20 protein-coding genes are annotated in these 26,880 nt (G+C 71.5%); 13 read left to right on the top strand and 7 right to left on the bottom strand.

The annotated features are described in order from the left end of the window. The first annotated feature begins 104 nt into the window (after positions 1-104). Entirely contained in the window at positions 105-1,730 is a 1,626-nt protein-coding gene (gene groL, locus ACIRP7_RS08675) for a chaperonin GroEL (protein ID WP_403655451.1), read from the top strand. 87 nt (positions 1,731-1,817) lie between these two features. Here groL and ACIRP7_RS08670 read toward each other — a convergent pair whose 3' ends face one another. The 3 genes from ACIRP7_RS08670 to ACIRP7_RS08660 form a co-directional block, all read right to left on the bottom strand. Further along, the gene (locus ACIRP7_RS08670) at positions 1,818-2,507 is read right to left on the bottom strand and encodes an ester cyclase (RefSeq protein WP_403655449.1); all 690 of its coding nucleotides are present in this window, start codon (positions 2,505-2,507) and stop codon (positions 1,818-1,820) included. 63 nt (positions 2,508-2,570) lie between these two features. Further along, complete coding sequence (locus ACIRP7_RS08665) at positions 2,571-3,344, bottom strand: SDR family NAD(P)-dependent oxidoreductase (protein ID WP_403655447.1); 774 nt, start codon at positions 3,342-3,344, stop codon at positions 2,571-2,573. 50 nt (positions 3,345-3,394) lie between these two features. Continuing rightward, the gene (locus ACIRP7_RS08660) at positions 3,395-4,063 is read right to left on the bottom strand and encodes an MOSC domain-containing protein (RefSeq protein ID WP_403655445.1); all 669 of its coding nucleotides are present in this window, start codon (positions 4,061-4,063) and stop codon (positions 3,395-3,397) included. An 80-nt stretch (positions 4,064-4,143) separates the two neighbouring features. Between ACIRP7_RS08660 and ACIRP7_RS08655 the strand changes: the two genes are divergently transcribed. Next, on the top strand, positions 4,144-5,040 hold the full coding sequence (locus tag ACIRP7_RS08655; RefSeq protein ID WP_403655443.1) for a LysR family transcriptional regulator: 897 nt from the start codon (positions 4,144-4,146) through the stop codon (positions 5,038-5,040). An 85-nt stretch (positions 5,041-5,125) separates the two neighbouring features. Here ACIRP7_RS08655 and ACIRP7_RS08650 read toward each other — a convergent pair whose 3' ends face one another. Then, positions 5,126-5,452 (bottom strand): WhiB family transcriptional regulator, encoded by a 327-nt coding sequence (locus ACIRP7_RS08650; protein WP_007384136.1) that lies wholly within the window; start codon positions 5,450-5,452, stop codon positions 5,126-5,128. Between the two features lie 381 nt (positions 5,453-5,833). Between ACIRP7_RS08650 and ACIRP7_RS08645 the strand changes: the two genes are divergently transcribed. The 4 genes from ACIRP7_RS08645 (at position 5,834) to ACIRP7_RS08630 (ending at position 10,222) form a co-directional block, all read left to right on the top strand. Continuing rightward, positions 5,834-6,445 (top strand): response regulator transcription factor, encoded by a 612-nt coding sequence (locus ACIRP7_RS08645; RefSeq protein WP_003948568.1) that lies wholly within the window; start codon positions 5,834-5,836, stop codon positions 6,443-6,445. 286 nt (positions 6,446-6,731) lie between these two features. Further along, positions 6,732-7,319, top strand: a complete 588-nt coding sequence (locus tag ACIRP7_RS08640) for a sigma-70 family RNA polymerase sigma factor (RefSeq protein ID WP_007384137.1) — start codon at positions 6,732-6,734, stop codon at positions 7,317-7,319. A 158-nt stretch (positions 7,320-7,477) separates the two neighbouring features. Beyond that, positions 7,478-8,980, top strand: a complete 1,503-nt coding sequence (gene guaB / locus ACIRP7_RS08635; RefSeq protein WP_352389182.1) for an IMP dehydrogenase — start codon at positions 7,478-7,480, stop codon at positions 8,978-8,980. A 117-nt stretch (positions 8,981-9,097) separates the two neighbouring features. Beyond that, entirely contained in the window at positions 9,098-10,222 is a 1,125-nt protein-coding gene (locus tag ACIRP7_RS08630; protein WP_403655440.1) for a GuaB3 family IMP dehydrogenase-related protein, read from the top strand. Positions 10,223-10,808: 586 nt separating this feature from the next. Here the strand turns inward: ACIRP7_RS08630 and ACIRP7_RS08625 are convergent. Together ACIRP7_RS08625 and ACIRP7_RS08620 are read right to left on the bottom strand one after the other, a co-directional pair. Beyond that, a complete protein-coding gene (locus ACIRP7_RS08625; RefSeq protein WP_403655438.1) occupies positions 10,809-11,408 on the bottom strand; it encodes a hypothetical protein in 600 nt (199 codons plus the stop codon). 123 nt (positions 11,409-11,531) lie between these two features. Then, complete coding sequence (locus tag ACIRP7_RS08620; RefSeq protein ID WP_403655436.1) at positions 11,532-12,737, bottom strand: nucleotide sugar dehydrogenase; 1,206 nt, start codon at positions 12,735-12,737, stop codon at positions 11,532-11,534. 311 nt (positions 12,738-13,048) lie between these two features. On the opposite strand from ACIRP7_RS08620, the gene ACIRP7_RS08615 reads away from it, so the two are divergent. Then, positions 13,049-14,755 (top strand): glycerol-3-phosphate dehydrogenase/oxidase, encoded by a 1,707-nt coding sequence (locus tag ACIRP7_RS08615; protein WP_403655434.1) that lies wholly within the window; start codon positions 13,049-13,051, stop codon positions 14,753-14,755. Between the two features lie 97 nt (positions 14,756-14,852). On the opposite strand, the gene ACIRP7_RS08610 is transcribed toward ACIRP7_RS08615, so the two are convergent. Further along, positions 14,853-15,911 carry a serine hydrolase domain-containing protein gene (locus ACIRP7_RS08610; RefSeq protein WP_403655432.1) on the bottom strand — a complete coding sequence of 353 codons (1,059 nt, stop codon included), beginning with the start codon at positions 15,909-15,911 and terminating at the stop codon, positions 14,853-14,855. Positions 15,912-16,115: 204 nt separating this feature from the next. Between ACIRP7_RS08610 and ACIRP7_RS08605 the strand changes: the two genes are divergently transcribed. The 6 genes from ACIRP7_RS08605 to ACIRP7_RS08580 all read left to right on the top strand — a co-directional run bounded on the left by ACIRP7_RS08605 (position 16,116) and on the right by ACIRP7_RS08580 (position 26,820). Next, on the top strand, positions 16,116-18,245 hold the full coding sequence (locus ACIRP7_RS08605) for a serine/threonine-protein kinase (RefSeq protein ID WP_403655947.1): 2,130 nt from the start codon (positions 16,116-16,118) through the stop codon (positions 18,243-18,245). 174 nt (positions 18,246-18,419) lie between these two features. Next, the gene (locus ACIRP7_RS08600) at positions 18,420-21,062 is read left to right on the top strand and encodes a protein kinase (RefSeq protein WP_403655430.1); all 2,643 of its coding nucleotides are present in this window, start codon (positions 18,420-18,422) and stop codon (positions 21,060-21,062) included. 152 nt (positions 21,063-21,214) lie between these two features. Continuing rightward, positions 21,215-22,969 carry a serine/threonine-protein kinase gene (locus ACIRP7_RS08595; protein ID WP_403655944.1) on the top strand — a complete coding sequence of 585 codons (1,755 nt, stop codon included), beginning with the start codon at positions 21,215-21,217 and terminating at the stop codon, positions 22,967-22,969. 58 nt (positions 22,970-23,027) lie between these two features. Beyond that, on the top strand, positions 23,028-24,638 hold the full coding sequence (locus ACIRP7_RS08590) for a serine/threonine-protein kinase (protein ID WP_403655428.1): 1,611 nt from the start codon (positions 23,028-23,030) through the stop codon (positions 24,636-24,638). Positions 24,639-24,712: 74 nt separating this feature from the next. Further along, complete coding sequence (locus ACIRP7_RS08585) at positions 24,713-26,296, top strand: serine/threonine-protein kinase (protein ID WP_403655426.1); 1,584 nt, start codon at positions 24,713-24,715, stop codon at positions 26,294-26,296. Then, complete coding sequence (locus tag ACIRP7_RS08580; protein ID WP_403655424.1) at positions 26,296-26,820, top strand: DUF3710 domain-containing protein; 525 nt, start codon at positions 26,296-26,298, stop codon at positions 26,818-26,820. Before ACIRP7_RS08585 ends, ACIRP7_RS08580 begins: the two co-directional genes overlap by 1 nt. The last annotated feature ends 60 nt before the right edge of the window (positions 26,821-26,880 follow it).

The following is a 26,880-nucleotide window of genomic DNA, read 5'->3' as shown; positions in this document are numbered from 1 at the left end:
AAGCATTTCTTTGAGCTGCGCCCCTGGCCCCCCGACCACTGACAAGCCGGGCGCCCGGGGCGCAGTCTCTTTTCCCCTAGATTTCCGAGAGGGCTCACGCTCCCATGGCGAAGATCCTGAAGTTCGACGAGGACGCCCGTCGCGCCCTCGAGCGCGGCGTCAACAAGCTTGCCGACACGGTCAAGGTGACGATCGGCCCCAAGGGCCGCAACGTCGTCATCGACAAGAAGTTCGGCGCTCCCACCATCACCAACGACGGTGTCACGATCGCCCGTGAGGTCGAGCTCGACGACCCGTACGAGAACCTCGGCGCGCAGCTGGTGAAGGAGGTGGCGACCAAGACCAACGACATCGCGGGTGACGGTACGACCACCGCCACCGTGCTCGCCCAGGCGCTGGTCCGCGAGGGCCTGAAGAACGTCGCCGCGGGTGCCTCCCCGGCTGCCCTGAAGAAGGGCATCGACGCCGCGGTGAAGGCCGTGTCCGAGGAGCTCCTCGCGACCGCCCGCCCGATCGACGAGAAGTCCGACATCGCCGCCGTCGCCGGTCTGTCCGCCCAGGACAGCCAGGTCGGCGAGCTCATCGCCGAGGCGATGGACAAGGTCGGCAAGGACGGTGTCATCACCGTCGAGGAGTCCAACACCTTCGGTCTGGAGCTGGACTTCACCGAGGGCATGGCCTTCGACAAGGGCTACCTGTCGCCGTACATGGTCTCCGACCAGGAGCGTATGGAGGCCGTCCTCGACGACCCGTACATCCTGATCAACCAGGGCAAGATCTCCTCGATCCAGGACCTGCTCCCGCTGCTCGAGAAGGTCATCCAGTCGGGTGCCTCCAAGCCGCTGCTGATCATCGCCGAGGACGTCGAGGGCGAGGCCCTGTCGACCCTGGTCGTCAACAAGATCCGCGGCACCTTCAACGCGGTCGCCGTCAAGGCCCCCGGCTTCGGTGACCGCCGTAAGGCGATGCTCCAGGACCTGGCGGTCCTCACCGGCGCCACGGTCATCTCCGAGGAGGTCGGTCTCAAGCTCGACCAGGTCGGCCTGGACGTGCTCGGCACCGCCCGCCGCGTCACCGTCACCAAGGACGACACCACGGTCGTCGACGGTGCCGGCGACTCCTCCGAGGTCACGGGCCGCGTCGCCCAGATCAAGGCCGAGATCGAGAACACCGACTCCGACTGGGACCGCGAGAAGCTCCAGGAGCGCCTCGCGAAGCTGGCCGGCGGCGTGTGCGTGATCAAGGTCGGCGCCGCCACCGAGGTGGAGCTGAAGGAGAAGAAGCACCGTCTGGAGGACGCCATCTCCGCGACCCGCGCCGCGGTCGAGGAGGGCATCGTCTCCGGTGGTGGCTCCGCTCTGGTCCACGCCGCCAAGGTGCTCGAAGGCGGTCTGGGCAAGACCGGCGACGAGGCCACCGGTGTCGCCGTCGTCCGCAAGGCCGTCGTCGAGCCGCTGCGCTGGATCGCCGAGAACGCCGGCCTCGAGGGCTACGTCATCACCTCCAAGGTCGCCGAGCTCGACAAGGGCCAGGGCTTCAACGCCGCGACCGGCGAGTACGGCGACCTGGTCAAGGCCGGCGTCATCGACCCGGTCAAGGTCACCCGCTCCGCCCTGGAGAACGCCGCCTCCATCGCCTCCCTCCTCCTGACGACCGAGACCCTGGTCGTCGAGAAGAAGGAAGAGGAGGAGCCGGCCGCCGGTGGTCACAGCCACGGCCACTCCCACTGAGCCTCACCGCTCGCAAAGGGCCCCGTTCCGCACACGAGTGCCGGACCGGGGCCCTTCCCCTTCGCGGGTCACGCCCCCCTTCGCGGGTCACTCCCCGAGCACTCCCAGCTGTTCCAGCAGCCCGGCCCGGTCGTACTGCCACCAGCCCTCGCAGATCATCCCGTCCCGGAACCGGTGCCAGGTGATGCCGGTCATGGTGATGTCCTGGCCGGTGGCCGGAATTCCGAGGAAATCGCCCTTGTGCCGGCCGGCCAGGGTCCAGCGGGTGCACACCTGGTCGCCCTGGGCGATCTGGTCGTCGACCCGGAAGGCGAGATCGAAGGCCTGGCTCCACCCGGCATACACCTGGCGCGAACCCTCCAGGTCCACGTCGCCGGGGTAGGCCGGGACATGCTCCAGGTAGTCGTCGGAGAACCCTTCGAACACGAGATCCGTCTCGGACCGCCCGGCCCGCTCGAAGAACTGCCGTGACGTCGCCGGGTTGAGCTGCTCGTCCCGCACCACGTCCAGGTCCGTGAAGGTGGGCGTCTCCTCGCACAGGGCGACCATGTCCTCGAAGATCCGCCCCGTCTCCGGCAGTCCGGAGTTCCGCATCGCCTCCTCGTACGACGGGAACTCCACGATCTCGACGAAGTGCGACGCGTCGGAGCGGTCCTTGCCGACCACCGCGTGCGTCGCGGTCCGCTTCCCCTTGGTCTGCTCGACCCACGTGTCCATCAGCCGGTCCATCTCGTCGAAACGGCTGGTCCTGCAGTCGATGAGCTGTACGAACGTCATACGCGATCGCCTCCGGCCCCCCTGGGTCCGGCATTACGGCACCATTGTCCGCCTTTTCGGGCCCTACTGCGGCCCGTACTTGCGGCCCGTCCTCGATGTGATCCCGCCCAGCAGCCCCCGCGGCGCCACCTTCACCAGCCCCATGAGCGCCTTGTACCGCGGATCCGGGATCGACAGGGTCTTGCCGCGGGACAGGTCACCGAGGGCCGCGGCGACCAGTTTGTCCGCGTCGAGCCACATCCAGCCCGGGATGTTGTCCGTGCCCATCCCGGCCCGCTGATGGAACTCGGTCCGCACGAACCCCGGGCACAGGGCCATCAGCCGGACCCCGCTCCCCGCCAGGTCCTTCGCCGCGCCCTGCGTGAACTGCACGACCCACGCCTTCGAGGCGCCGTACGTCCCGCGAGGCACGAACGCGGCCACCGACGCGACGTTCACGACGCCCCCGCGCCCGCGCTCCCGCATCCCCTCCGTCGCCGCCGACGTCAGTCGCAGCACCGCCTCGCAGTGCACCTTGAGCATCTTCAGCTCGTCGGCCATGGAGACGTCGAGATAGCGGCCCTTGTTGCCGAAGCCGGCGTTGTTGACGAGAAGGTCGACGGGGGACCTGCGGTCGGTGAGGCGGGCGGCGACCGCCTCGATGCCGGGGTCCGTGGCGAGGTCGGCGGTGAGGACCTCGGCCTCGATGCCGTGCCGGTCGTGGAGTTCGGTCGCCTGCTCCCGGAGCCGCTTGGTGTCGCGGGCCACCAGCACCAGGTTGTGCCCGTCAGCCGCCAGCCGTCGTGCGAACGCGGCACCGATGCCCGCGGTCGATCCCGTAATCAATGCCGTTGTCATGGCGCAAGGTTAATGACCTGGACCGACAGCGTCCGCTTGCCGAGGGCCCGTCAGGCGCCGTACTTCTCCACATACTCCAGCGCCCACTGCCGCACCTCCGGATGGAGCGCCTCTCCCGCCGCCAACAGCCGTGGCTGAAGCGGCCGTTCGGTGGTCATCGCCCGGAAGGCCAGGGCGACCGTCACGTCGTGGTCCGGCCGGTGCACGATCTCGACCGGGTCCCCGGTACGGATCTCGCCCGGCTGGATCACCCGCAGGTACGCGCCCGGCGCGCCCTTCTGCGTGAACCGCTTCACCCACCGCTCCTCCGCCATGTGGCCCTGGAAGGTGCCGCACGGGATCCGCGCGCTGGTGACCTCCAGCACCACCTCGGGCCCGATGCGCCAGCGTTCCCCGATCCGCGCGCCGGAGACGTCGATGCCCTCGGTCGTGAGGTTCTCGCCGAACGCGCCGTTGGCCAGGGTGCGCCCCAGCTCGCCCTCCCACACGTCCAGGTCCTCGCGCGCCATCGCGTACACGGCCTGGTCGTCGCCGCCGTGGTGCTGCTTCTTGCACACCGCGTCCCCGGCGAGCGCGCTGCCGCCGATGCCCTTGGGCCCGGGCGCGGCCACCCGCACCGGTCCGTCGACCGGCCGCTTGTCGATACCGGTGACGCCCTCCGGGTTGTCCGTGTACGAAACGGCCTTCTCGCGACCCAGATTCACCGACAGAAGCCTCATGGCGGCACGGTAGGCGACCGGCGCCCAAAGGTGCCAGGCATTATTCGGCGTCGCATCAAAGCGCGGCTTATCCTCGAAGAGTGATCGAGGCCCGTCATCTCCGTGTCCTGCGCGCCGTCGCCGCCACCGGTTCCTTCTCCGCGGCGGGGCGCGAACTGGGCTGCACCCAGCCCGCCGTCAGCCAGCAGATGAAGGCCCTGGAGACGTCCGTGGGCACGCCGTTGCTCATCCGCACCGGACGCGAGATGCGGCTGACCCAGGCGGGGCAGGCCCTGGTGCGGCACGCCGCCGGCATCCTGGCGGGCCTCACCGCGGCCGAGGAGGAGGTCGCCGCCATCGCCGGGCTGCGGGCCGGGCGCGTCCGGCTCGTCTCCTTCCCCAGCGGCAGCTCCACCCTCGTCCCCACCGCCCTCGCCGCCCTGCGCGCCGCTCACCCCGGCACCCGGGTCTCCCTGGAGGAGGCCGAACCCCCGCAGTCCGTCACCCTGCTGCGAGAGGGCGACTGCGACATCGCGCTCGCCTTCCGGTACGAGGGGGCCGCGGGCGGCGACGAGTGGGACGACCTCGTCGTACGACCCCTGCTGACCGACCGGCTCGTCGCCCTGGTACCGGAGCGGCACCGGCTGGCGCGCGCGGGGTCCGTGGCCATCGGGGAGCTCGCCGGGGAGTCGTGGATCGCCGGATGCCCGCGCTGCCGGGGCCAGTTGGTCGAGGTGTGCGAGAGCGCCGGCTTCACGCCCCGCATCGACTTCGCGACCGACGACTACCCGGCGGTCGTCGGCCTGGTGGGCGCGGGTCTCGGCGTCGCCGTCCTGCCCCAGCTCGCCGTCGAGTCCGTACGGCCCCGGGGTGCGCGCACGGTGACGCTGGAACCGGCGGTCCGGCGGGAGATCGTCGCACTCACCCTGCCCGATCTGGCACAGGTGCCGGCGGTGGCGGCGACCCTGGAGCAGTTGGCGCACGCGGCCGACCGATAGGCAGGGGCGCCGCCCAGCCGCCCCGCCGCCCGCCGAACAGAAGGAAGGGCACGCGCGTGCGTGCCCTCTATGGAGAAACGTTCCTTCAATTGTTCGATGCGCCGCTCCCGACGGATGAAGCCGACACCAGCCGGTGCCGCGCCCGCCCCATGAGCTCCTCGCGCTCGTCCTCGGTCAGTCCGCCCCAGACGCCGTACGGCTCTCTCACCGCCAACGCGTGCGCCGCACACTGTGCACGCACGGGGCATCTCATGCAGACCTCCTTGGCCGAGTTCTCGCGAGCGCTCCGGGCCGCACCGCGCTCGCCCTCCGGATGGAAGAAGAGCGAGCTGTCCACTCCGCGACAGGCGGCCAGGAGCTGCCAGTCCCACAGGTCCGCGTTCGGTCCGGGAAGGCGGGAGAAATCTGCCATTGCGTGACCCCTTGTAGCCGTTCTGGGCGGATACGGTGTCTACGACCGTACATCTACGATCTAAGGAGATGAAAATATGACTCATTGCGAATCTAGCCTCAGACACCAGTAAATGGGAAGAAAAGGGTCTGAATGGGGCATGGGTTGTGATGAAACGTTGTGGGTCCGTCGTGCATGTCTGCACCGTGTCCGCCCCCTCACGTAGAGTGCCGAAGACAGTGCGCAGCCCCGTAACTCTTTCGGGTGACCGTCGTTGAGAGTGCGGAGGCGGTTGAAACAAGAAGTGCTCGGGCAGGCGTCCGAGACGGTCGACCGCACAGGTGACGATTTCGTACCAGCCTGGAGGCTCAAGGTGACGTGCATCAGCTGCGGAGGACGGCCATGACATCCGTCCTCGTCTGCGACGACTCCCCGCTTGCCCGAGAGGCGCTCCGCCGCGCGGTCGCGACCGTGCCCGGCGTCGAGCGCGTCACGACCGCGGCCAACGGCGAGGAAGTCCTCCGCCGCTGGGGCGCGGACCGTTCGGACCTGATTCTGATGGACGTACGCATGCCCGGTCTGGGCGGCGTCGAGACCGTACGGCGGCTGCTGTCCGCGGACCCCGGTGCGCGCATCATCATGCTCACGGTCGCGGAGGACCTCGACGGGGTCGCTCTCGCGGTCGCCGCCGGTGCGCGGGGCTACCTCCACAAGGACGCCTCACGCGCGGAGTTGCGCGCCACGGTGACGCAGGCGCTCGCCGACCCGACCTGGCGGCTCGCCCCGCGCCGGCTGCGGTCGGCGGAGATGGGCGCGGCGCCCACGCTCACCGCGCGTGAGATCCAGGTCCTCGAAGGTATGAGCCACGGTCGGTCCAACGCGGAGATCGGGCGGGAGCTGTTCCTGTCCGAGGACACCGTCAAGACCCACGCGCGGCGGCTCTTCAAGAAGCTCGGCGCCTCGGACCGGGCGCACGCCGTGGCGCTCGGGTTCCGGTGGGGCCTGGTTCGCTGAGCACCTCGCCGTAGTGAAGCTGCGGGTCGCCACCGGCTGGTCCTGCAGCTCTCCGCGCCCCTGAAGGGGCGCGGTCGCGGGGTCGGCCGGGCAGTCACATCGGCGCCCGCTGCTTGTTTCGGCGCGGATGCCGCATCCTTGAGATGTGGAGTCTCTCGGGGACGATTCGGTCGAGCGGAAGGGGAGGGCGCAGGGTATGGCTTCCGGCGCACCTGCTCATAACGCTTCGGTGCACAACAACCAGCGCGATGCCGCGGATCCAACGACGCCAAGGCACCATGGACCGATGCGTGACGACGAGGCGGCTCATCCCCATGGGGCGATCGGTGCGCTCGTCCACAGTGCCGTGGAAGGGGACGAGCAGGCCACGCACGACCTGCTCGCCCATGTCCACCCCCTGGCCCTGCGCTACTGCCGCACCCGGCTGTCCCGTCTCCCGGGTGATGCCCGGCACTTCGTGGAGGACCTCGCGCAGGAGGTCTGCGTAGCCGTTCTCCTCGCCCTGCCGCGCTACCGCGACACCGGGCGCCCCTTCGAGGCGTTCGTCTTCGCCATCGCCGCGCACAAGGTCGCCGACCTGCAGCGCGCGGCCATGCGCCACCCCGGTTCGACGGCGGTGCCGTCCGACGAGATGCCGGAGCGGCCCGACGACTCGCTCGGCCCCGAGGAGCGCGCGCTGCTCAGCAGTGACGCCGAATGGGCCAAGAAACTGCTGGCCAACCTCCCCGAGAACCAGCGTGAACTGCTGCTGCTGCGCATCGCCGTGGGGTTGACGGCGGAGGAGACGGGTCAGATGTTGGGAATGTCACCCGGTGCGGTCCGGGTGGCGCAGCACCGGGCGCTGAGCAGACTGCGGGCGCTGGCCGAGCAGTAGGGCGCGCTCCTGAACAGGCGGCACGCCCGTCCCGTACGAACATACGAAGCCCGGAGCGGGTCCGAAACCGTGGATCCGCGGAATCCGCGGAATGTGACATCCCTGCTTCCCGTTAGCATGGACATCCGCACCGATCAAGGCCATTTGGGGAAGGTGTCATGACTGCAAACGTCGACGGAGTGCCCGGTAAATTCGCGACGCTCGGGCTGACCTACGACGACGTGCTGCTGCTGCCGGGAGCGTCCGAGGTACTCCCCAACGCGGTCGACACCTCGTCCCGCATCTCCCGCAACGTCCGGGTCAACATCCCGCTGCTCTCGGCCGCCATGGACAAGGTGACCGAGTCCCGCATGGCCATCGCGATGGCCCGCCTCGGCGGCGTCGGCGTGCTGCACCGCAACCTCTCCGTCGAGGACCAGGTCAACCAGGTCGACCTGGTGAAGCGGTCCGAGTCCGGCATGGTCACCGACCCGATCACCGTGCACCCGGAGGCGACCCTCGCCGAGGCCGACGCCCTGTGCGCCAAGTTCCGCATCAGCGGTGTCCCGGTCACCGACCCGGCCGGCAAGCTCCTCGGCATCGTGACCAACCGCGACATGGCCTTCGAGTCGGACCGCAGCCGTCAGGTGCGCGAGGTCATGACGCCGATGCCGCTGGTCACCGGCCAGGTCGGCATCTCCGGCAGCGAGGCCATGGAGCTGCTGCGCCGCCACAAGATCGAGAAGCTTCCCCTGGTCGACGAGGCGGGCGTCCTCAAGGGCCTGATCACCGTCAAGGACTTCGTCAAGGCGGAGAAGTACCCCCACTCCGCCAAGGACGCCGAGGGCCGGCTCCTCGTCGGTGCCGCCGTCGGTGCCAGCCCCGAGGCCCTGGAGCGGGCCCAGGCACTCGCCGAGGCCGGTGTGGACTTCCTGGTCGTCGACACCTCGCACGGCCACAACAGCAACGCCCTCAGCTGGATGTCGAAGATCAAGTCCAGCGTCGGCGTCGACGTGATCGGCGGCAACGTCGCCACCCGTGACGGCGCCCAAGCGCTGATCGACGCCGGTGTCGACGGCATCAAGGTCGGTGTCGGACCGGGCTCCATCTGCACCACCCGCGTGGTCGCCGGCATCGGCGTCCCGCAGGTCACCGCCATCTACGAGGCCTCCCTCGCCGCCCGTCCCGCGGGCATCCCGCTGATCGGCGACGGCGGCCTGCAGTACTCCGGCGACATCGGCAAGGCGCTCGCCGCCGGCGCCGACACCGTGATGCTGGGCTCGCTGCTCGCGGGCTGCGAGGAATCGCCCGGCGAGCTGCAGTTCATCAACGGCAAGCAGTTCAAGTCGTACCGCGGCATGGGCTCGCTCGGCGCCATGCAGTCCCGCGGCCAGGGCAAGTCGTACTCCAAGGACCGCTACTTCCAGGCCGAGGTCTCCGCCGACGACAAGCTCGTGCCCGAGGGCATCGAGGGCCAGGTGCCCTACCGCGGCCCGCTGTCCAGCGTCCTGCACCAGCTCGTCGGCGGCCTGCGCCAGACCATGGGCTACGTGGGCGCGGCCACCATCGACGAGATGGAGTCCAAGGGCCGCTTCGTGCGGATCACCTCGGCAGGGCTGAAGGAGTCGCACCCGCACGACATCCAGATGACGGTCGAGGCACCGAACTACAGCCGTAAGTGAGCCTTCGCTGAAGTCCACGCGCGCGTGAGGGCGGTCCCGGAGCACCGGGGCCGCCCTTGTCGTACCCGTCGGGGATACTGGGAGGCGCTGCAACGCATCAGGGAAAGGCCACACATCGTGACTGAGATCGAGATCGGGCGCGGCAAGCGCGGCCGCCGGGCGTACGCCTTCGACGACATCGCCGTCGTCCCCAGCCGTCGTACGCGCGACCCGAAGGAGGTCTCGATCGCCTGGCAGATCGACGCCTACCGCTTCGAGCTGCCGTTCCTGGCCGCCCCCATGGACTCGGTCGTCTCCCCGGCCACCGCGATCCGCATCGGTGAGCTCGGCGGCCTCGGCGTGCTGAACCTCGAAGGCCTGTGGACTCGGTACGAGGACCCGCAGCCGCTGCTCGACGAGATCGCCGAGCTGGACGTGGACAACGCCACCCGCCGCCTCCAGGAGATCTACACCGCTCCCATCAAGGAGGAGCTGATCGGGCAGCGCATCAAGGAGGTGCGCGACGCGGGCGTGATCACGGCGGCCGCGCTCTCCCCGCAGCGCACCGCCGAGTTCTCCAAGGCGGTCGTGGACGCGGGCGTGGACATCTTCGTCATCCGCGGCACGACGGTCTCGGCGGAGCACGTCTCCGGCTCGCACGAGCCGCTGAACCTGAAGCAGTTCATCTACGAGCTGGACGTCCCGGTGATCGTCGGCGGCTGCGCCACGTACACCGCGGCCCTGCACCTGATGCGCACCGGTGCGGCGGGCGTCCTGGTCGGCTTCGGCGGCGGTGCGGCGCACACCACGCGCAACGTGCTGGGCATCCAGGTGCCCATGGCGACGGCCGTCGCGGACGTGGCCGCCGCCCGCCGGGACTACATGGACGAGTCCGGCGGCCGGTATGTGCACGTCATCGCGGACGGTGGCGTCGGCTGGTCCGGCGACCTCCCCAAGGCGATCGCCTGCGGCGCGGACGCCGTGATGATGGGCTCCCCGCTCGCCCGTGCCACGGACGCGCCCGGCCGCGGCCACCACTGGGGCATGGAGGCCGTCAACGAGGAGCTGCCGCGCGGCAAGAAGGTCGACCTCGGCACGGTCGGCACCATCGAGGAGGTCCTGGCGGGCCCGTCGCACATCCCGGACGGCTCGATGAACTTCTTCGGCGCGCTGCGGCGGGCGATGGCCACGACCGGGTACAGCGAGCTGAAGGAGTTCCAGCGGGTCGAGGTGACGGTCGCGGACTCGCAGCACAAGCGGTAGGTCTCACGGCGACTGCAAGGCCGGTCACCCGGGTGGGTGGCCGGCCTTTTGCGTGCCCTGAGGCTTTGCAGGGCGGGCGGCGCGTGGGGTGGTGCGGGGGCGTGCGGTTGCGTTCGGCGTGGAAACGGGCTGGTCAGCCGGGCCGAGGGCGATAACGTCCGTGTCGGCGCCCCAGGTTCCTGGAGCGCCCCCTTCCAAGGATTTGGTTCCGGACCCCGCTCCTCGGGGCCCGGCCCGATTTCCAATGGACCGCCTACCGGGTCAATGGGCGGTGTCGTGGAAGGGGGCGTGCATGGGACGTCACCGCAAGCCCACTCGCTGGGACCGACTCCGTCTGCGGATGGTGAAGTGCCGGAGGAGGTGGATCTTGCGGATTTTCGGATGGTGAGCGGCCGCCCCCATGAGAACTAGGGGCGGACACTCCGTGAACCATCAGGAGCCTGCCGCAGTGACCGCTGCGGTGGGCTCCACCTGTCTCCGTAAGGTACCCGCGCCGCGCCCCGCGTGCCACCAGCCCCGGAGCCCGCCGCACCCACGCGCCCCCTTCACAACCGATGCGCCGCCCCTTCGCCGGGTACCGGCAGCGTCAGTGCGCCGCCTTCTTGGCGCCGGTGAAGGCGACGTACGCGGCGATCGCGAAGAACAGGAACGTCAGCGGGTCGGCGTCCGCCTTCCATGCCTCCTGGAGGACGTCGAAGTGCTGGAAGAAGAGTTCGCTGAAGCTCAGCGGGGTCTCCTTGGCGGCGATCACGGCCTCGCCCACCAGCTGGCCGATGTAGACGGAGCCCAGCGACAGGACCGCGCTCGCGACCGGCAGCACGGGGTTGCGGCCACCGAGACGCCCTGCGGCGAGGCCGACCAGAAAGCCGACGCCGACCGCCGCCCAGCCGATCTCGTGCTTGGTCAGGCCGATGATCGCGCCGTAGACACCGCTGGCGACCACGGCGGCGACGAAGGCGGCCACCAGACCGAGGCCGACGTTGTTGCGCACCGGAGCGGGGGCGGGGACGGCCCCGTACGGGACCCCCGGTGCCGGAGGCGGGGGTACGGCGCCCGACTGCGGGGCGGACGGAGCGCCGTCGGCCGACTGCTGCGCGTACGGGTTGCCGTCGACCGGCTGGGGCTGGGCCTGCGGCTCGGCAGGCTCGACAGGCGGCTGGGCAGGCGGTGGTGCTGACTGGCTCATGACAGAAATCCCCCCACGGGATGGAACAAACGGAATGGTGAAGCAGAGAAGCGTGCGCACGACTGTGCGACGAGTGGGGGGAGGCTAACAGGTGGGTCCGACAGAGCCACCTGCGTTTTGACGTCAGAGGCGGTGCGCCGCCCCCGTAGGCGTGGCCCCCCGTGTGTCCAGCAGCAGCTGGGCCTTCACCGACAGGCCTTGCAGGTCGTACGTGCGGTGCTGCTGGAGGAGGATCGTCAGGTCCGCGTCGGCCGCCGCCTCGTAGAGGGAGTCCGCGCGTGGGACCGGGCGGTCCAGGACGCTCCAGGACGGGACGTGGGGGTCGTGGTAGCTCACGGCGGCGCCGAGTTCCATCAGGCGTACGGCGACCTCCTGGGCGGGGGTGCCCTGCTGGTCGGCGAGGTCGGGCTTGTAGGTGACGCCGAGGAGGAGGACACGGGCCCCGCGCGCGGACTTGCCGTGCTCGTTGAGGAGGGCCGCGGCGCGCTGGACCACGTAACGGGGCATCTGGTCGTTGACCTGCCGGGCGAGTTCGACCATGCGCAGGGAGCGGCCGGCGCTGCTGAGGTCGCGGGGGATCGCGTGGCCGCCGACGCCGGGGCCGGGGCGGAAGGCCTGGAAGCCGAAGGGTTTCGTCTCCGCGCAGCGGATGACGTCCCACAGGTCGACGCCGAGGTCGTGGCAGAGGACGGCCATCTCGTTGACGAGGGCGATGTTGACGTGCCGGTAGTTGGTCTCCAGGAGCTGGACCGTCTCCGCCTCGCGTGGGCCACGCGCGCGTACCACCTTGTCGGTGAGGCGCGAGTAGAAGGCGGCGGCGGACTCCGTGCACGCGGGCGTGAGGCCGCCGATCACCTTGGGGGTGGTGGCGGGCGTGAAGTCGCGGTTGCCGGGGTCGACCCGGGTGGGAGAGTAGGCGAGGTGGAAGTCGCGGCCCGCGCGCAGGCCCGAGCCCGTTTCGAGGAGCGGGCGCAGGAATTCCTCGGTGGTGCCCGGCGGGACGGGGGACTCCAGGATGACGGTGGTGTGCGGGCGCAGGTGTGTGCTCAGCGTGCGGGCGGCCGCCTCCACCTGGCTCAGGTCCGGGCCGCCGTCCGGGCCCGGCGGGGTCGGGGCGCAGATGACCGCCGTGCGCACCCGGCCGAGTTCGGCGGGGCCCGCTGCCGTCCGGAAGCCCCCCGAGAGCATCCGGCGCAGTTCGGCGGGGCTGAGGGAGCCGGCCTCGGGGCCGGTGCGGTAGCCGAGGGTGGAGATGCCGGCGGCGACAGCGGCCTGGGCCAGGGGCAGTCCGTAGGGACCGAGTCCGATCACGGCGAGATCTGCGGGCATGGCGTGGGCCGTCCTTCCCAGTAACCGAAGCGGGACAGGTGCGCAAGCCCTGTGGACTGGACGAGCGAGCGCAATGTCAGACTAGGAGTAAATATGACCGATATACGGGATTGATCCCGTGTGTCTTCCTGTGGGGTTGTGAGCGTTGGCCTGCGCAGTGGTGAAAGTTATCCACAGGCTGAGGGTGACTGGTGGCTGAAGTCGGGCAAGCCGGTCAGGATTGGGCATGAGGGATACGGACCGGGCCACTCCTCAAGGAAGATCCGGCCCGCGACCGTGACCGGCGCGATCTACAGCTGGAGGCAGCAGTGGTGAGGACAGCGACACTGGGGCCGGCGCAGCGCGCCGAGTCACTCGCGGCAATGGCCGAGCGTGAACTGGACATCCTGGTGGTGGGAGCCGGCGTGGTCGGTGCGGGAACCGCGCTCGACGCGGTGACCCGTGGCCTGTCCGTGGGCCTTGTCGAGGCGCGTGACTGGGCCTCGGGCACCTCCAGCCGCTCCAGCAAGCTGATCCACGGCGGCCTGCGCTATCTGGAGATGCTCGACTTCGCCCTCGTCCGCGAGGCGCTGAAGGAGCGCGGACTGCTCCTCGAGCGGCTCGCCCCGCATCTCGTGAAGCCCGTGGCCTTCCTGTACCCCTTGCAGCACAAGGGCTGGGAGCGCCTGTACGCCGGTTCGGGCGTCGCGCTCTACGACGCCATGTCGATGGCCCGTGGACACGGCCGGGGCCTGCCCACGCACCGGCACCTGAGCCACCGTCACGCCCTGCGCGTCGCGCCCGCCTTGAGGAAGGACGCCCTGGTCGGCGCGCTGCAGTACTACGACGCCCAGATGGACGACGCCCGCTTCGTGGCCACCCTCGTGCGCACGGCGACCGCCTACGGCGCCAAGACGGCCAACCGCGCGCGGGTGACCGGGTTCCTGCGCGAGGGCGAACGGGTGGTCGGGGCCCGGGTGCAGGACGTCGAGGCGGGCGGCGAGTACGAGATCCGCGCCAAGCAGGTGGTCAACGCGACCGGGGTGTGGACCGACGACACCCAGGCGATGGTCGGCGAGCGGGGACAGTTCCACGTCCGCGCCTCCAAGGGCATCCACCTCGTCGTGCCCAAGGACCGCATCCACTCCACGACCGGACTGATCCTGCGCACCGAGAAGTCCGTGCTGTTCGTCATCCCCTGGGGCCGGCACTGGATCATCGGCACCACCGACACCGACTGGGACCTCGACAAGGCCCACCCGGCCGCCTCCAGCGCGGACATCGACTACCTGCTGGAACACGTGAACTCGGTGCTCGCGGTACCGCTGACCCGGGACGACGTCCAGGGCGTGTACGCGGGCCTCAGGCCCCTGCTCGCCGGTGAGTCGGACGCCACCAGCAAGCTGTCGCGCGAGCACACCGTGGCGCATCCGGTGCCGGGACTCGTCGTCGTGGCGGGCGGCAAGTACACGACCTACCGGGTGATGGCCAAGGACGCCGTCGACGAGGCGGTGCACGGGCTCGACACCCGGGTCGCCGAATGCGTCACGGAGGACGTACCGCTGCTGGGCGCCGAGGGCTACCGGGCGCTGTGGAACGCGCGGGCGCGGATCGCGGCGCGGACCGGGCTTCACGTCGTCCGGGTCGAGCATCTGCTGAATCGGTACGGCAGCCTTGCGGAGGAGGTCCTCGACCTCATCGCCTCGGACGCCACGCTGGGCGAGCCGATGCAGGCCGCCGACGACTATCTGCGTGCCGAGATCGTCTACGCCGCCTCGCACGAGGGCGCGCGGCATCTGGACGACGTGCTGACCCGGCGCACCCGTATCTCCATCGAGACCTTCGACCGGGGTGTGCGGTCCGCCCGCGAGGCCGCCGAGCTGATGGCGCCGGTGCTGGGCTGGGACAAGGACCAGATCGAGCGCGAGGTCGAGCACTACGAGAAGCGGGTGGAGGCGGAACGGGAGTCGCAGCGGCAGCCGGACGACCTGACGGCGGACGCGGCGCGGTTGGGGGCGCCGGACATATCGCCGTTGTAGTCCGCGTAGTCCGCGTAGTCCGCCGGAAGAGCCCTCTCCGTCGACCGCACTCGAACGAGTGTCGGGAGTCGGGATCTCCGTTCGGAACCCGGTCGTTCTACGAGGTGCGGGGGCAGAACTCGGTGGCGAGCAGGGCCGGTTCGAGGTCGGGATCTGCGATCCACGTCGTGTTCACACGGAAGGTGAGGACGCGACGGCCGCCGACCGTGGCCGCGGTGCGCACGTAGCTGCCGGCGATGCGGCCGTTGTGCCCCCACACCGTGGTGCCGCACGGCAGCTTCACCGGGAACAGGCCCATGCCGTACAGGCCGTGTGCGGTGCGGGTGTCCGTCATCTCGTGCAGCCAGTACGGGGACAGCAGCCGGCCGCCGAGCAGCGCCGCGTAGAAGCGGTCCAGATCGGCGAGGGTGCTCACCAGCTCGCCCGCGGCCCCGGCCACCCGCGGGTCGAGCCCGGTGATGTCGGATCCGTCGGTTGTGTAGGCGCGGCCGTGCGGGGAGGGCAGTGAGGTGCGCGAACCAGGAAAGGAGGTGCCCGTCAGACGCAGCGGGGCGATGATCCGCCGCTCGGCCTCGGTGGCGTAGGAGTCGCCGGTGACCTGTTGGATCACCATGCCGAGCAGGACGTAGTTGGTGTTCGAGTAGGAGTAGCGGCCGGGGCCGGCCGGAGGGTGGGTGAGTGCGATACGGACGGCTTGAACAGGAGTGAGGGGGACCAGGCCCCGGGTGTCCGTGGTGAAGTCGCTCAGGCCGCTGGTGTGGGTGAGCAGGGCGCGCAGGGTCAGTCCGCGACCGTCGTTGCCCGCTCCGCGCACCAGGCCGGGCAGGTGCTGCTCCACCGTGTCGGAAAGCTTCAGCCGATGCTCCGAGGCCAGTTGGAGGACGACGGCCGCGATGAAGGTCTTGGTGATGCTGCCGGCGCGGAAGTGGTCGGCGCGGGCGATCCCCGGTCCCGCCTCGGCGTAACGGGTTCCGCCGCCGCTCTGCTCCTTCGCCAGAAGCGCCGCGGCGGGAGCACCGCCCTGCGCGACCAGCGATGGGAGCAGTGTGTCTGTGGGCTGGGCGGCGGGGGCGGAGGGGGCCGGGGAGGCTGCGGGAGTCAGGGCGAGCAGCATCAGGGACACCGGGACGGCCAGTAGTGCCCGAAGTAGCGACATCGCGGATCCTCCCTTGTCGGGGCCATCATGCAGGGTTGCGGGGGTGCGGGTTCGGTGGGGGCGGGCGTTGTGCGCAGTTCCCCGCGCCCCAACCCCCACCGACCCGTACCCGCCCCACAAACCGACCCGGCACCCCTGGGCGTCGGGCACTTGTCGGGTGAGGGACAATGGAGGCTCTGTCAGGGCGGGTTCATGAGGGGACGCATGTCGGACGCGGAGCGGGCGGGAGCATCCCGGCAGGACGAGAGCGAGCGTCTCCTCGCCGGGCGGTACCGGCTGGGAGGAGTGCTCGGCCGCGGAGGCATGGGCACGGTGTGGCGGGCCGAGGACGAGACCCTGGGCAGGACGGTGGCCGTCAAGGAGCTCCGGTTCCCGTCCAGCATCGACGAGGACGAGAAGCGCCGGCTGATCACACGCACGCTGCGTGAGGCCAAGGCGATCGCACGGATCCGCAACACCAGCGCGGTGACCGTGTACGACGTGGTCGACGAGGACGACCGGCCGTGGATCGTGATGGAGCTCGTCGAGGGCAAGTCGCTCGCCGAGGTCATCCGGGAGGACGGGCTGCTGGAGCCCAAGCGCGCGGCGGAGGTGGGCCTCGCGATCCTCGACGTGCTCAGGTCCGCGCACCGCGAGGGCATCCTGCACCGGGACGTGAAGCCGTCCAACGTGCTGATCTCCGAGGACGGCCGGGTCGTACTCACCGACTTCGGCATCGCCCAGGTCGAGGGTGACCCGTCCATCACCTCCACCGGCATGCTCGTCGGTGCCCCCTCCTACATCTCCCCGGAGCGGGCCCGTGGGCACAAGCCGGGGCCCGCGGCCGACATGTGGTCCCTCGGCGGGCTGCTGTACGCGGCGGTCGAGGGAGCCCCGCCGTACGACAAGGGGTCCGCGATCGCGACGCTCACGGCGGTGATGACCGAGCCGCTGGAGGAGCCGAAGAACGCCGGTCCGCTCAAGGACGTCATCTACGGCCTGCTCACCAAGGACCCCGCCCAGCGGCTCGACGACGTCCGCGCGCGGGCCATGCTCACCGCGGTGATCCACGCGCCCGAGCCGAAGCAGTCCGAGCCGGAGCCGACGGCCGACGCGACCCGGGTGGTGCCGTTGCCGGCCCAGCCGCAGGAGCGTGCGGGCGGGGAGCGGCTGCGCGGGGCGCTGCGTTCCGTGCGCAAGGCCGCCGGAGCGGCGGCGACGTCGGCGGCCGTGTCCCTCACCAAGTCCGGGAGCGGTACGGCGGCTTCGGGCGGGGCGGGTCCGCGTGGCGGGAAGGTGCCCGCCCAGGATTCCGGGACTGCTTCGACGGCTCCTGTTGCTTCGGCTGCTCCGGCCTCCCCGGCGGTTCCGGTCGCCCCGGCTGCTTCGGCCTCTCCCGCTTCCCCGGCGACTTCCGCGGCGGAGGCGGCCCCGGCATCGGCTCCGGCGCCCGCTTCGACGTCGGCCTCCACTGGGGCGGCCGGGGCCCGGGACGCGAAGACGCGGCAGGTCGACGCGGTCTCCGGCGGGCGGAGTTCGGGGTGGCCCGTGATGACGCCGCCGCCGGACCTGGCTCCGAGGCCGGTGCCCAGGGCGCCGCTGACCGACGTGGTGCCGCGGCGGACGCTGGTGATCATCGCGGTGGTCGTGGCGCTGGCGGTCATCGGTACCGTGCTGGCCCTCACGCTCGGCGGGGACAACGGCAGCGACGGGGCGAAGGGCGGCGGCGCCAAGGTGACGGCGGGCGCGAGCTCCAGTGCCGGCACCAAGGAGGACAAGAGCGGGGGCACCGGGACCGACGGGTCCTCCACCGGGTCCGCTTCGCCGGAGACGGGCGCGGGGGCCGCGAACACGCCCAGCACGGAGGAGAGCGGCCGGAGTTCGCAAGGGTCCTCCGGTTCGGGGGGCTCCGCCGATGACGGTGCGGTGGCCTCGACGTACAGGGGGAGCCAGGGGTACGCGATCGGGATGCCCGAGGGGTGGAAGTTCCAGACCAGCAGCTCCGCGGGCGACCGGTTCACCGGGCCCGACGGGCAGAAGCTGCTCATCGCCTGGACCAGCACGCCCAAGGGCGACCCGGTGGCGGACTGGAAGAGCCAGGAACAGGGCATGCGCCGCGCGCAGTACACCAAGATCCGCATAGAGAAGGTGGGCTACCGGGGCTGGAACGCGGCCGACTGGGAGTTCACCTATGTGGAGAGCGGGACGAAGTACCGGACCATAGACCGTGGGTTCGTCGTGAACGGCCATCTCGGATATGCGTTGATGTACACCGCGAAAGCCGCGAACTGGGGCACTGGCCTGCGCAAGGACACATGGCACACGCTCGCTCGCACCTTCGAACCGAAGTCGTGAAGCGCTGTGCGGTAAACGGTCATGTGTTTGAAGCCTGAGATCTGGAATCCCCTCTTTGCGGGTTGCCTCCGGCACGTATCGTGAAGGTTCGTGGACCGTCCGCATCCAGGTTCGGGTGCGGAACGGGCCGCGAGGCGAACGGAATTGACCAACCGGGCGGCCGGGGGAGGCAACGTGGACGACTATGCGGGTCGGGTGCTCGCCGACCGCTACCGCCTGCCGCTGCCTCCGTCCGACGAGTACGAACTCACCGAGACGCGCGCCTTCGACACCTACAGCGGGCAGGAAGTCCTGGTCCGGCAGGTCCCGTTGCCCGAGGTCGTCGAGGCGGAGGTGCTCGACGCCGAGGGGCTGCCCGACGGGTTCACGGCCCGGGAACCCCGGGACGCGCGGCGGACCCCGGGGAGGCGCGGCCCACGCCGGCCCACCGAGCCTGCCGTGCGGCGGGCCGTCGAGGCCGCGCAGGCCGCCGCCCGGATCCCCGACCATCCGCGGCTCGACCAGGTCTTCGACGTGTTCGCCGAGGGCGGTTCGCTGTGGATCGTCAGCGAGTTGGTGCCCGCGCGACCGCTGGCGGCGCTGCTCGCCGAGAAGCCGCTGACACCGTACCGGGCGGCCGAGGTCGCCTCCGACGTGCTCATGGCGCTGCGGGTGCTGCACGCGCACGGCTGGGTGCACCGCAACATCACCGCCCGTACGGTGCTGGTCTGTGACGACGGCCGCGTCATGCTGACCGGTCTCGCGGTCGGCGCTGCCGAGGAGGCACTGTGCGGCTATGACCCGGTGCCGGTCGAGGCGGGTGAATGGGGCGCCGGGGGCGAGGAGTTCGGGCCCGGGGCGGACGACGGTCCGGGCGCCGGGGTCGACAGGCGTGGTGCACCGGGTGCACACGTGGTTCCCGGGCAGGCGACGGGCAGGGCTGGTGGGGCCGGGGTACCCGGCGGGGCGGCCGGCGCTCGTACGGCTCTCGGCAAGAGCGGCGCCGGTGCGGCCTTCGGACTGGGCGCCCAGAGCACCGGGCCGGGCCCGGGCAGTGCGCTCACCTTCGGTGGAGGCGATCCCGAGGCCGCCCGGCGGGCCGCCATCGAGGCGCGGGAGGCCCGTGGGCTGCCCAGCGCCGGGGTGGAGGCGGCGAACGGGACCGGGGCGTCGGCCGAACTCGTCCGCAGGGAGCCCGACAGCGGTACGGACATCCGGGCGGCACGGGCCGGAGCGATCGCCGCGTACCGCGCGGGCGCACGGGCGGCGGCCCGGGTCCAGGAGGCGCAGAGCGGCAGGACCGCCCTGCCGGGAGCCCGTCCGGCACCGGAGGCCGACCCCGCCGTACAGGCCAACGTCGTGCCGCAGCCACCGCAGTCGGCGTATCCCTCGGCCAACGGGCTTGCGCAGTCGCCGTATCCGGCCGTGGACGGTGTCGAGCAGGTGCCCGGCGCCGGGGCGGCGGGGCGGACGGCCGATCATCCCTACGGAGTGCGCCCCACCCCCTGGCACGGGGCGGTGCCGCGCGATGCGGTCGCGGCGTCCGAGCCCGCCCGCCGGGAGGACCTGCCGCCGAGCGATGCCCCCGCCCGTCGCGGTCCCGCCACCGCGCTCGCCGCCGAGCGGGCCCGGCAGGCACGGATGGCCGTGGTGGGGCCCGTCACCGAGCGGTGGGCACCGGAGCAGGCCGGGCCGGTGCACGAGAATTGGCAGCTCGCCGCGCCCATCGGGCCCGCGACCGACCTGTGGGCTCTCGGGGCGTTGCTGTTCCGGGCCGTCCAGGGGCACGCGCCCTATCCCGAGGAGTCGACGGCCGAGCTGGTGCAGCTGGTGTGCGCCGAGCCGCCCGCCTTCGCGGAGGAGTGCGGGCCGCTCAGGCCGGTCGTGGAGTCGCTGCTGCGGCAGGACCCGACCGAGCGGCTGGACTTCGAGGAACTGCGCGGCTGGCTGCGGTCGTTGGTGCGGTCCGCGCCCGAACCGGAGGCCGGCGCCCATGTCATCGCCGCGCCGCCCGTGGACGCGAACCGGCTGCCGATCGTGCGTCGCCGGGGCGAGTTGGTGCGCCGGCGGCGTGCCGGGCTGCCCGCGAGGCACGGACGGCACAAGCGGGCCCGGGAGGAGGCCGCCCCCGCACCACGCCGCCTCGGCCGCACTCTGCTGCTGCTGATCCTGCTGGTGATGGCCGCGGCGATCGCGTACGCCATGTACTTCATGCCGAAGGCGGACCCCGACGACAAGGGCGCCGCACAGGAGACGGGTTCCACCAGCCAGGCCAATCCGGCGCAGTCCCCGGAGGCAGGCGGTGAGCCCCGGCCCGAGCCGACCACCCCCGAGCCGTCGCAGTCCAGCGGTGCCGCCGAGACGCAGACCGCCGGGCCCGAGGTCGCCGACGGCTTCACCCTGCGCACGGACGCCGAGGGCTTCGAGGTCGCGGTGGCCGGCGGCTGGGACCGCACCCCGAGGAACGGCCGCGGTCAGGTGGTCTACTCGCAGGGCAACTTCGAGCTGATCGTCGTCCCCGGGCGGGACACCGCGGCCGCGAACGGCAGCGATCCCATGGTCTACCAGCGCGAGAAGGAGCCCGAACTCCAGCCGTACCGCGACTCCAGCTGGGCCACCGCCACCGGGCTGAAGTCGATCCAGGTCGGCACCAGGAGCATGGCCGAGGGGCAGTTCACCTGGACCGGCGACGACGGGCGCGAGCTGTACGTGCGCAATGTCGCGATCCTGATCGGCGGGAAGTACCACGTGGTGCAGGTGCGCGGTCCGGAGGCGGAGCGGGACGAGGTGACCCGGCTCTACGAGCAGGCGTCGGCCACGTACCAGGTGACCGGCTGACGGACGCCGTACCGGCGCCGCGGGTTCACCCGTTCTTCGCGGAAGCGACAACCGTCACAGTGAGGTCTCCTTGACGCCCCCCTGGTTCCCCTCGGCGCGGGCCGGTCCTTAGTCTGACTGCGTCAAGAGCATTGCGGGGAAACGTGAATCAGATGCAGGGCCTGCTCCTCGCGGGGCGCTACCGGCTCGCCGACCCGATAGGCAAGGGCGGTATGGGCCGGGTCTGGCGTGCCCACGACGAGGTGCTGCACCGGGCCGTGGCCATCAAGGAGTTGACCGCCGCGCTCTATGTTTCCGAGAGCGACCAGGCCGTACTGCTCGCCCGCACCCGCGCCGAGGCACGCGCGGCCGCCCGGATCAACCACTCGGCCGTCGTCACCGTGCACGACGTGCTCGACCACGACGGCCGGCCCTGGATCGTGATGGAGCTGGTCGAGGGCCGCTCGCTGGCCGACGCCGTCAAGGAGGACGCCCGCATCGAGGCGCGTGAGGCGGCCCGGATCGGGCTGTGGGTGCTGCGGGCTCTGCGCGCCGCGCACTCCGCCGGCGTCCTGCACAGGGATGTGAAACCCGGCAACGTCCTTCTCGCGCGCGACGGCCGCGTTCTGCTCACCGACTTCGGGATCGCCCAGATCGAGGGCGACACCACCATCACCCGCACCGGAGAGGTCGTCGGCTCGGTCGACTACCTCGCCCCCGAGCGGGTCCGCGGCGCCGACCCCGGCCCGTCCGCGGACCTGTGGGCGCTCGGTGCCACGTTGTACACGGCGGTCGAGGGACGTTCGCCGTTCCGGCGTACGACGCCGCTGACCACCATGCAGGCCGTGGTCGACGAGGAGCCCGCCGAGCCGCTGAACGCCGGCCCGCTCGGGCCCGTCATCGCCGCCCTGCTGCACAAGGACCCCGCCCTGCGGCCCGACGCGGCCGAGGCCGAGCAGATGCTCGCCGAGGCGGCGGAGGGACGGCGGCCGAGCGGGGCACAGGCGTATGTGCCGACCCAACATGTGCGTTCCCGCCATGAGCCGGGGGCGCACAGCGGGTCCCACAGTGGGTTCGGCACACCGCCAACGGGCGCACCGCCAACGGGCGCACAGGCGACGGGCACACCGGTCGGCGGAACGTCGTATCCCTCGGCCTCGGGGCCGTCGTACTCCTCGGGCTCCGGCCCGACGTACCACTCCGGTTCCCCGTACGCCCAGGCCCCCGCCCCCACGGTCATCGGCCCGCCGCACCACACCGGGACGGCCCCGGCCGGTCCGTCCAGGCGTCGCAGGCTGCGCTCGGTCGCGCTCGTCGTCGCGCTCGCCGCGGTCGTCAGCGCGGGGACCGTGGTCGCGCTGCAGAAGTGGGACGAGGGGCGGGGCGGGGGCGGCTCCTCGGCCTCCTCGAGCGCCTCGCCCAGCAGCACGGCGGGGGCGGGCTCGGACGAGGTCCTGGACGGCTGGGTCCGGTACCCCGACCCCGTGGGCTTCAGTGTGTCCCTCCCCAAGGGCTGGGACCGCTCGGTCTTCGGGACCCCGGCCGACGGCCTGACCCAGATCGACTACTCCCCGGACGAGGGCAAGCACTTCCTCCGGATCGCGATCGACACCTCGCCGGACTTCGACGATCCCCTCCAGCACCAGCGCGACCTGGAGAAGCAGATCGACGGGCTCAAGGACTACCACCGCGTGGGCATGGTCGAGAACACCTACCGGGACCGGCCGGGCGCCCGGTGGGAGTACACCTGGACCGCGCTGGCGAAGGACATCGCCTTCCCCGGACCGCGCCGGGCCGTGGAGGAGACGTACATGTCCCGGGACGGTGTCGAGTACGTGCTCTACATGTCGGCGCCCGCGGAGAGCTGGCCGACCACCAGCAAGCAGTTCACGAGGGTGCTCCAGGGCTGGAAGGAGCCGAACAGTTGATGGAGTTGGCCGGTCACCGTCCCGGAGGGCATCCGTCCGCTGCGGCATGATGGGGCGCATGGGGACCGAGGGGGACACCTTCCGTGTGATCGCGGGCCGTTACCGCCTGGAGGCGAGGATCGGGCGCGGCGGCATGGGCGTGGTGTGGCGGGCGACCGACCAACTGCTCGGCCGGCAGGTCGCCGTCAAGGAGATCCCGCTCGACGAGACACTCTCCGCCGAGGACGCCCGGCTCCAGCGCGAGCGCACCCTGCGCGAGGCCGGCGCGGTCGCCCGGCTCAGCCACCCGCACATCATGGTGGTCCACGACGTCGTCGAGCAGGACGAACGGCCGTACATCGTCATGGAGTTGATCGACGGCGGCTCCCTCGCCGACCGGATCTCCGCCGACGGCCCGGTCGATGCCGCCGAGGCCGCCCGGATCGGCGCCGACCTGCTGAGCGCGCTGCGCGCGGCGCACGCGGCCGGGGTGCTGCACCGGGACATCAAGCCCGCCAACGTCCTCGTCGAGTCCGGCACCGGCCGGGTCGTCCTCACCGACTTCGGCATCGCCCAGGTCGCGGGCGCCACCACGCTCACCGAGACCGGCTCCTTCGTCGGCTCGCCCGAGTACACCGCGCCCGAGCGGATGTCCGGGGTCAGGACCGGTCCGGAGGCCGACCTGTGGTCGCTCGGCGCGCTGCTGTGCACGGCTCTCAGCGGCGAATCGCCGTTCCGCCGCGACTCGTTGGGCGGCATCCTGCACGCCGTCGTCATCGACGAGATCCGGCCGCCCGCGCAGGCCGCGCCGCTCCTCCCGGTCGTACGGGGCCTGCTGGAGCGGGATCCCGAGCGGCGGCTGGACGCGGTGGAGGCGGAGCGGATGCTGCGGGCCTTCCTGGAGACGGGCCGCACGCCCGCGCGCCGGGCGCCCGAGCGGTCGTACACGCCGACCCAGCGGGATCTTCCGCTACGGCGTTCCCCGGCGCCGGACCGGCCGAAGAACGGTGGGCTCATGGCGCCGCTGCGGTCGAGGCGGGGCGTGCTCACGGCGGCGCTGCTGGTCGCCGTGCTGGCGGGAGCGGGGGCGTCGGCGGCGGTGCTGCTGATGGACCGGGGCGGGCGGGACGGCCGTACGACCGTCGGCACCTCGGCGCCCGGGACCCCCGCGAGCGGCTCCACCGGGACACGGGAGCCCACGCCCACCGGGCCCACTGGGCCCACCGCGCCGACCGCGACCCTGCCCTCCGCGCCCTCCGGATATCACGTCGCCGAGGACCCCGCCGGGTTCGCGCTCGCCGTGCCCGACGGGTTCACCCGGGAGCCGCAGGGGGAGCGGGTCTTCTATCTGTCGGCCGGTGAGACCTTCCGCCTCGGTGTCAAGGTCACCGACCCCCAGCCCGGGGGCCCGCTGGGCGTGATGCGGCGCGCGGCCGCCAAGGGGCCGGAGGCCAACCCCGGTTACCGCGACGGCCGGATCACCTCGGTCACGCACCGCGGACACCCCGCCGCGCTCTGGGAGTTCACCTGGGACGGCTTCAGCGCGGCCGAGGGCGCCCGGCACACCTACGACATGTGCTGGGAGGAGAACGGGCGGCTGTACGACGTGTGGGTGTCGGCGCCGGTCGGGAAGGTGCGGGAGGCCAGGGAGCACTTCGACGTGGCCGTCGACACCTTCACGAGACGGTAGGGATACGTCACGGGTGTGTGACCGGAACGCGTCACCTCTGGATGCCCGCGGGTCTGGCGCGATATGGATGAACCATGAGCAGCAGCGGGGGAGTCGGCCACGAGTCCGACGAGACGACGAGTTATGTTCTGCAACCTCCCAGGCCCCGTCAGTCGGAGCCGGGCGTCGGCCGGCTCATCGCGGGCCGGTACCGGCTGCTCGCCAAGCTCGGGCACGGTGGCATGGGCACGGTGTGGCGGGCCAAGGACGAGACGGTGGACCGCGAGGTGGCCGTCAAGGAGCCTCGCCTCCCGGATCACCTTCCCGAACGCGAACAGGGAAACGCCTTCGAGCGGATGCGTCGTGAGGCGCGTGCCGCGGCCCGGCTGGACCACCCTGCCGTCGTGAACGTGCACGACGTGGCGGTCGTGGACGGCCGGCCGTGGATCGTGATGGAGCTGGTGCAGGGCCGTTCGCTGGGCGACGCGTTGCAGGAGGGCACCCTCGGGGCACGGGAAGCGGCGAGAATCGGCCTGGAGGTGCTCGGCGCGCTGGAGGCCGCGCACGCGGCGGGCATCCTGCACAGGGATGTGAAACCGGACAACGTCCTGCTCGGCCGCCACGACCGGGTCGTGCTCACCGACTTCGGCATCGCCCAGATCGAGGGCGAGACCAACCTGACCGACACCGGCGGCTTCGTGGGCTCCCCCGAGTTCATCGCCCCCGAGCGGGTGCTGGGCCAGCGCCCCGGCCCCGCCTCCGACCTGTGGTCCCTCGGCGTGGTCCTGTACGCGGCGACGGAGGGCGTCTCGCCGTTCCGCCGCAGCAACACTCCCGCGACCCTCCAGTCCGTTCTCAACGCCACGCCCGCGCCACCGGCCGCCGCGCCCGGCCCGCTCGCCGACGCCATCAACGGCCTCCTCCAGAAGGACCCGGCGCACCGCCCGAACGCCGCCCAGGTCAGGGCGCTCCTGGAGGCCACGGCCAACCCGCCCGCCCCGGAGCCCACGCAGGTCGTGCGGACCGTGGAGGTGCCGGTGGGCGGCGGCCTCCGGCTGGGCCGCAAGGCGTGGCTCAGGCTCGGGATCGGGCTCGGCGCGGCGGTCGTCGCGGCCGCGGTGACGGCGTATCTGGTGATCGCGGACCCGTTCGCGGGACCGCTGCCGGACGGCTGGACGAAGAAGCACACCAAGGACGTCGCCGCGACGCTTGCGGTGCCGGCGGACTACCGGCCCACCACGCCCGACCGGAAGACGGACAAGACCCACTGGATCACGTACACCGACTACAGCGGCGGCATCTGGATCGGCCTGGCCCTGCAGCGGAAGGCCGAGGACACCGCCCACAACATCGCGGGCTCCGCGGCGGCCGAGATGTACGACGACGACGGTCAGTTCAAGGAGAGCGGCGAGTACGACCTCAGCATGCCGGACACCGCGAAGACCCGGCCGGAGGACCAGACGTACCAGGGCCGGAAGGCCGCCAAGAACACCGTCACGTACAACACGACCGACAGCCAGAACTCCCGCCCGCGCGAACTCCAGATCTTCTACTACCGGACCACCACCGGCGACATGTACAAGCTCACCGTCAGCTATCCCGGCAAGGGGGACTTCACGGACAGGGGGCGGGAGGTGGCGCGGACGGCGATCGCGAATCTGGGGGTGGACAGGCTCTGATGCCGGAGGAGGAGCTCGACGCCGGTCGGCCGCGGGACGGCGAACTGGTCGATCTCGGGGGCCTGTTGGTGCCGACCGGACCGGGAGTGAAGACGGAGCTCATGACGTCCCGTGACGGTTCCCCAGCGGCTGTCACCGTCATGCGCGGCCGGACGGCGATCCAGCTCCAGGCCTTCCGAGTGCCCTCGGACACCTCCTGGGCGACCGTCCGTGAGCGGCTGACCCGGTCGATACGCGGTCAGGGCGGTTCCGTCGAGGAACGCGTCGGCCGGGCGGGAACCGAACTCCAGGCCGTGGTGCGAATCCAGGGCCCCACGGGCAAGGACCGGCAGACTGCGCGGGTCCTCGGCTCCGACGGCCCGGGCTGGGTTCTCCGCGGCTTCGTGACGGGAGTGGGGGCAGAGCCCGACAGCGGGGAGCAGTGGCCCTACGACACCTTCCGGGGGACCGTCGTGTGCGCGTCCTCCGCTCCCCGGCGCACCGACGCGCTGATCGTCCTGCGCCAACCGCAGGACGGGGCCTGAGTCCACGTCATGGACTGACGGGCCTCTGACCCCGTCACTTCGACAACGGCATGATCCGCA

The organism is Streptomyces sp. NPDC102270, assembly GCF_044766405.1.
Taxonomy (GTDB): Bacteria; Actinomycetota; Actinomycetes; order Streptomycetales; family Streptomycetaceae; genus Streptomyces.
This window is presented reverse-complemented; position numbering and strand designations above follow the sequence as displayed.

What these genes read in the sequence shown, in the direction of transcription:
- ACIRP7_RS08665 (WP_403655447.1), bottom strand. Translation starts at nt 3,344, where the DNA reads ATGACAACGGCATTGATTACGGGATCGACCGCGGGCATCGGTGCCGCG.
- groL (WP_403655451.1), top strand. Translation starts at nt 105, where the DNA reads ATGGCGAAGATCCTGAAGTTCGACGAGGACGCCCGTCGCGCCCTCGAG.
- ACIRP7_RS08590 (WP_403655428.1), top strand. Translation starts at nt 23,028, where the DNA reads ATGGGGACCGAGGGGGACACCTTCCGTGTGATCGCGGGCCGTTACCGC.
- ACIRP7_RS08580 (WP_403655424.1), top strand. Translation starts at nt 26,296, where the DNA reads ATGCCGGAGGAGGAGCTCGACGCCGGTCGGCCGCGGGACGGCGAACTG.
- ACIRP7_RS08650 (WP_007384136.1), bottom strand. Translation starts at nt 5,452, where the DNA reads ATGGCAGATTTCTCCCGCCTTCCCGGACCGAACGCGGACCTGTGGGAC.
- ACIRP7_RS08620 (WP_403655436.1), bottom strand. Translation starts at nt 12,737, where the DNA reads ATGCCCGCAGATCTCGCCGTGATCGGACTCGGTCCCTACGGACTGCCC.
- ACIRP7_RS08660 (WP_403655445.1), bottom strand. Translation starts at nt 4,063, where the DNA reads ATGAGGCTTCTGTCGGTGAATCTGGGTCGCGAGAAGGCCGTTTCGTAC.
- ACIRP7_RS08595 (WP_403655944.1), top strand. Translation starts at nt 21,215, where the DNA reads ATGCAGGGCCTGCTCCTCGCGGGGCGCTACCGGCTCGCCGACCCGATA.
- ACIRP7_RS08585 (WP_403655426.1), top strand. Translation starts at nt 24,713, where the DNA reads ATGAGCAGCAGCGGGGGAGTCGGCCACGAGTCCGACGAGACGACGAGT.
- ACIRP7_RS08645 (WP_003948568.1), top strand. Translation starts at nt 5,834, where the DNA reads ATGACATCCGTCCTCGTCTGCGACGACTCCCCGCTTGCCCGAGAGGCG.
- guaB (WP_352389182.1), top strand. Translation starts at nt 7,478, where the DNA reads ATGACTGCAAACGTCGACGGAGTGCCCGGTAAATTCGCGACGCTCGGG.
- ACIRP7_RS08605 (WP_403655947.1), top strand. Translation starts at nt 16,116, where the DNA reads ATGTCGGACGCGGAGCGGGCGGGAGCATCCCGGCAGGACGAGAGCGAG.
- ACIRP7_RS08640 (WP_007384137.1), top strand. Translation starts at nt 6,732, where the DNA reads ATGCGTGACGACGAGGCGGCTCATCCCCATGGGGCGATCGGTGCGCTC.
- ACIRP7_RS08610 (WP_403655432.1), bottom strand. Translation starts at nt 15,911, where the DNA reads ATGTCGCTACTTCGGGCACTACTGGCCGTCCCGGTGTCCCTGATGCTG.
- ACIRP7_RS08625 (WP_403655438.1), bottom strand. Translation starts at nt 11,408, where the DNA reads ATGAGCCAGTCAGCACCACCGCCTGCCCAGCCGCCTGTCGAGCCTGCC.
- ACIRP7_RS08670 (WP_403655449.1), bottom strand. Translation starts at nt 2,507, where the DNA reads ATGACGTTCGTACAGCTCATCGACTGCAGGACCAGCCGTTTCGACGAG.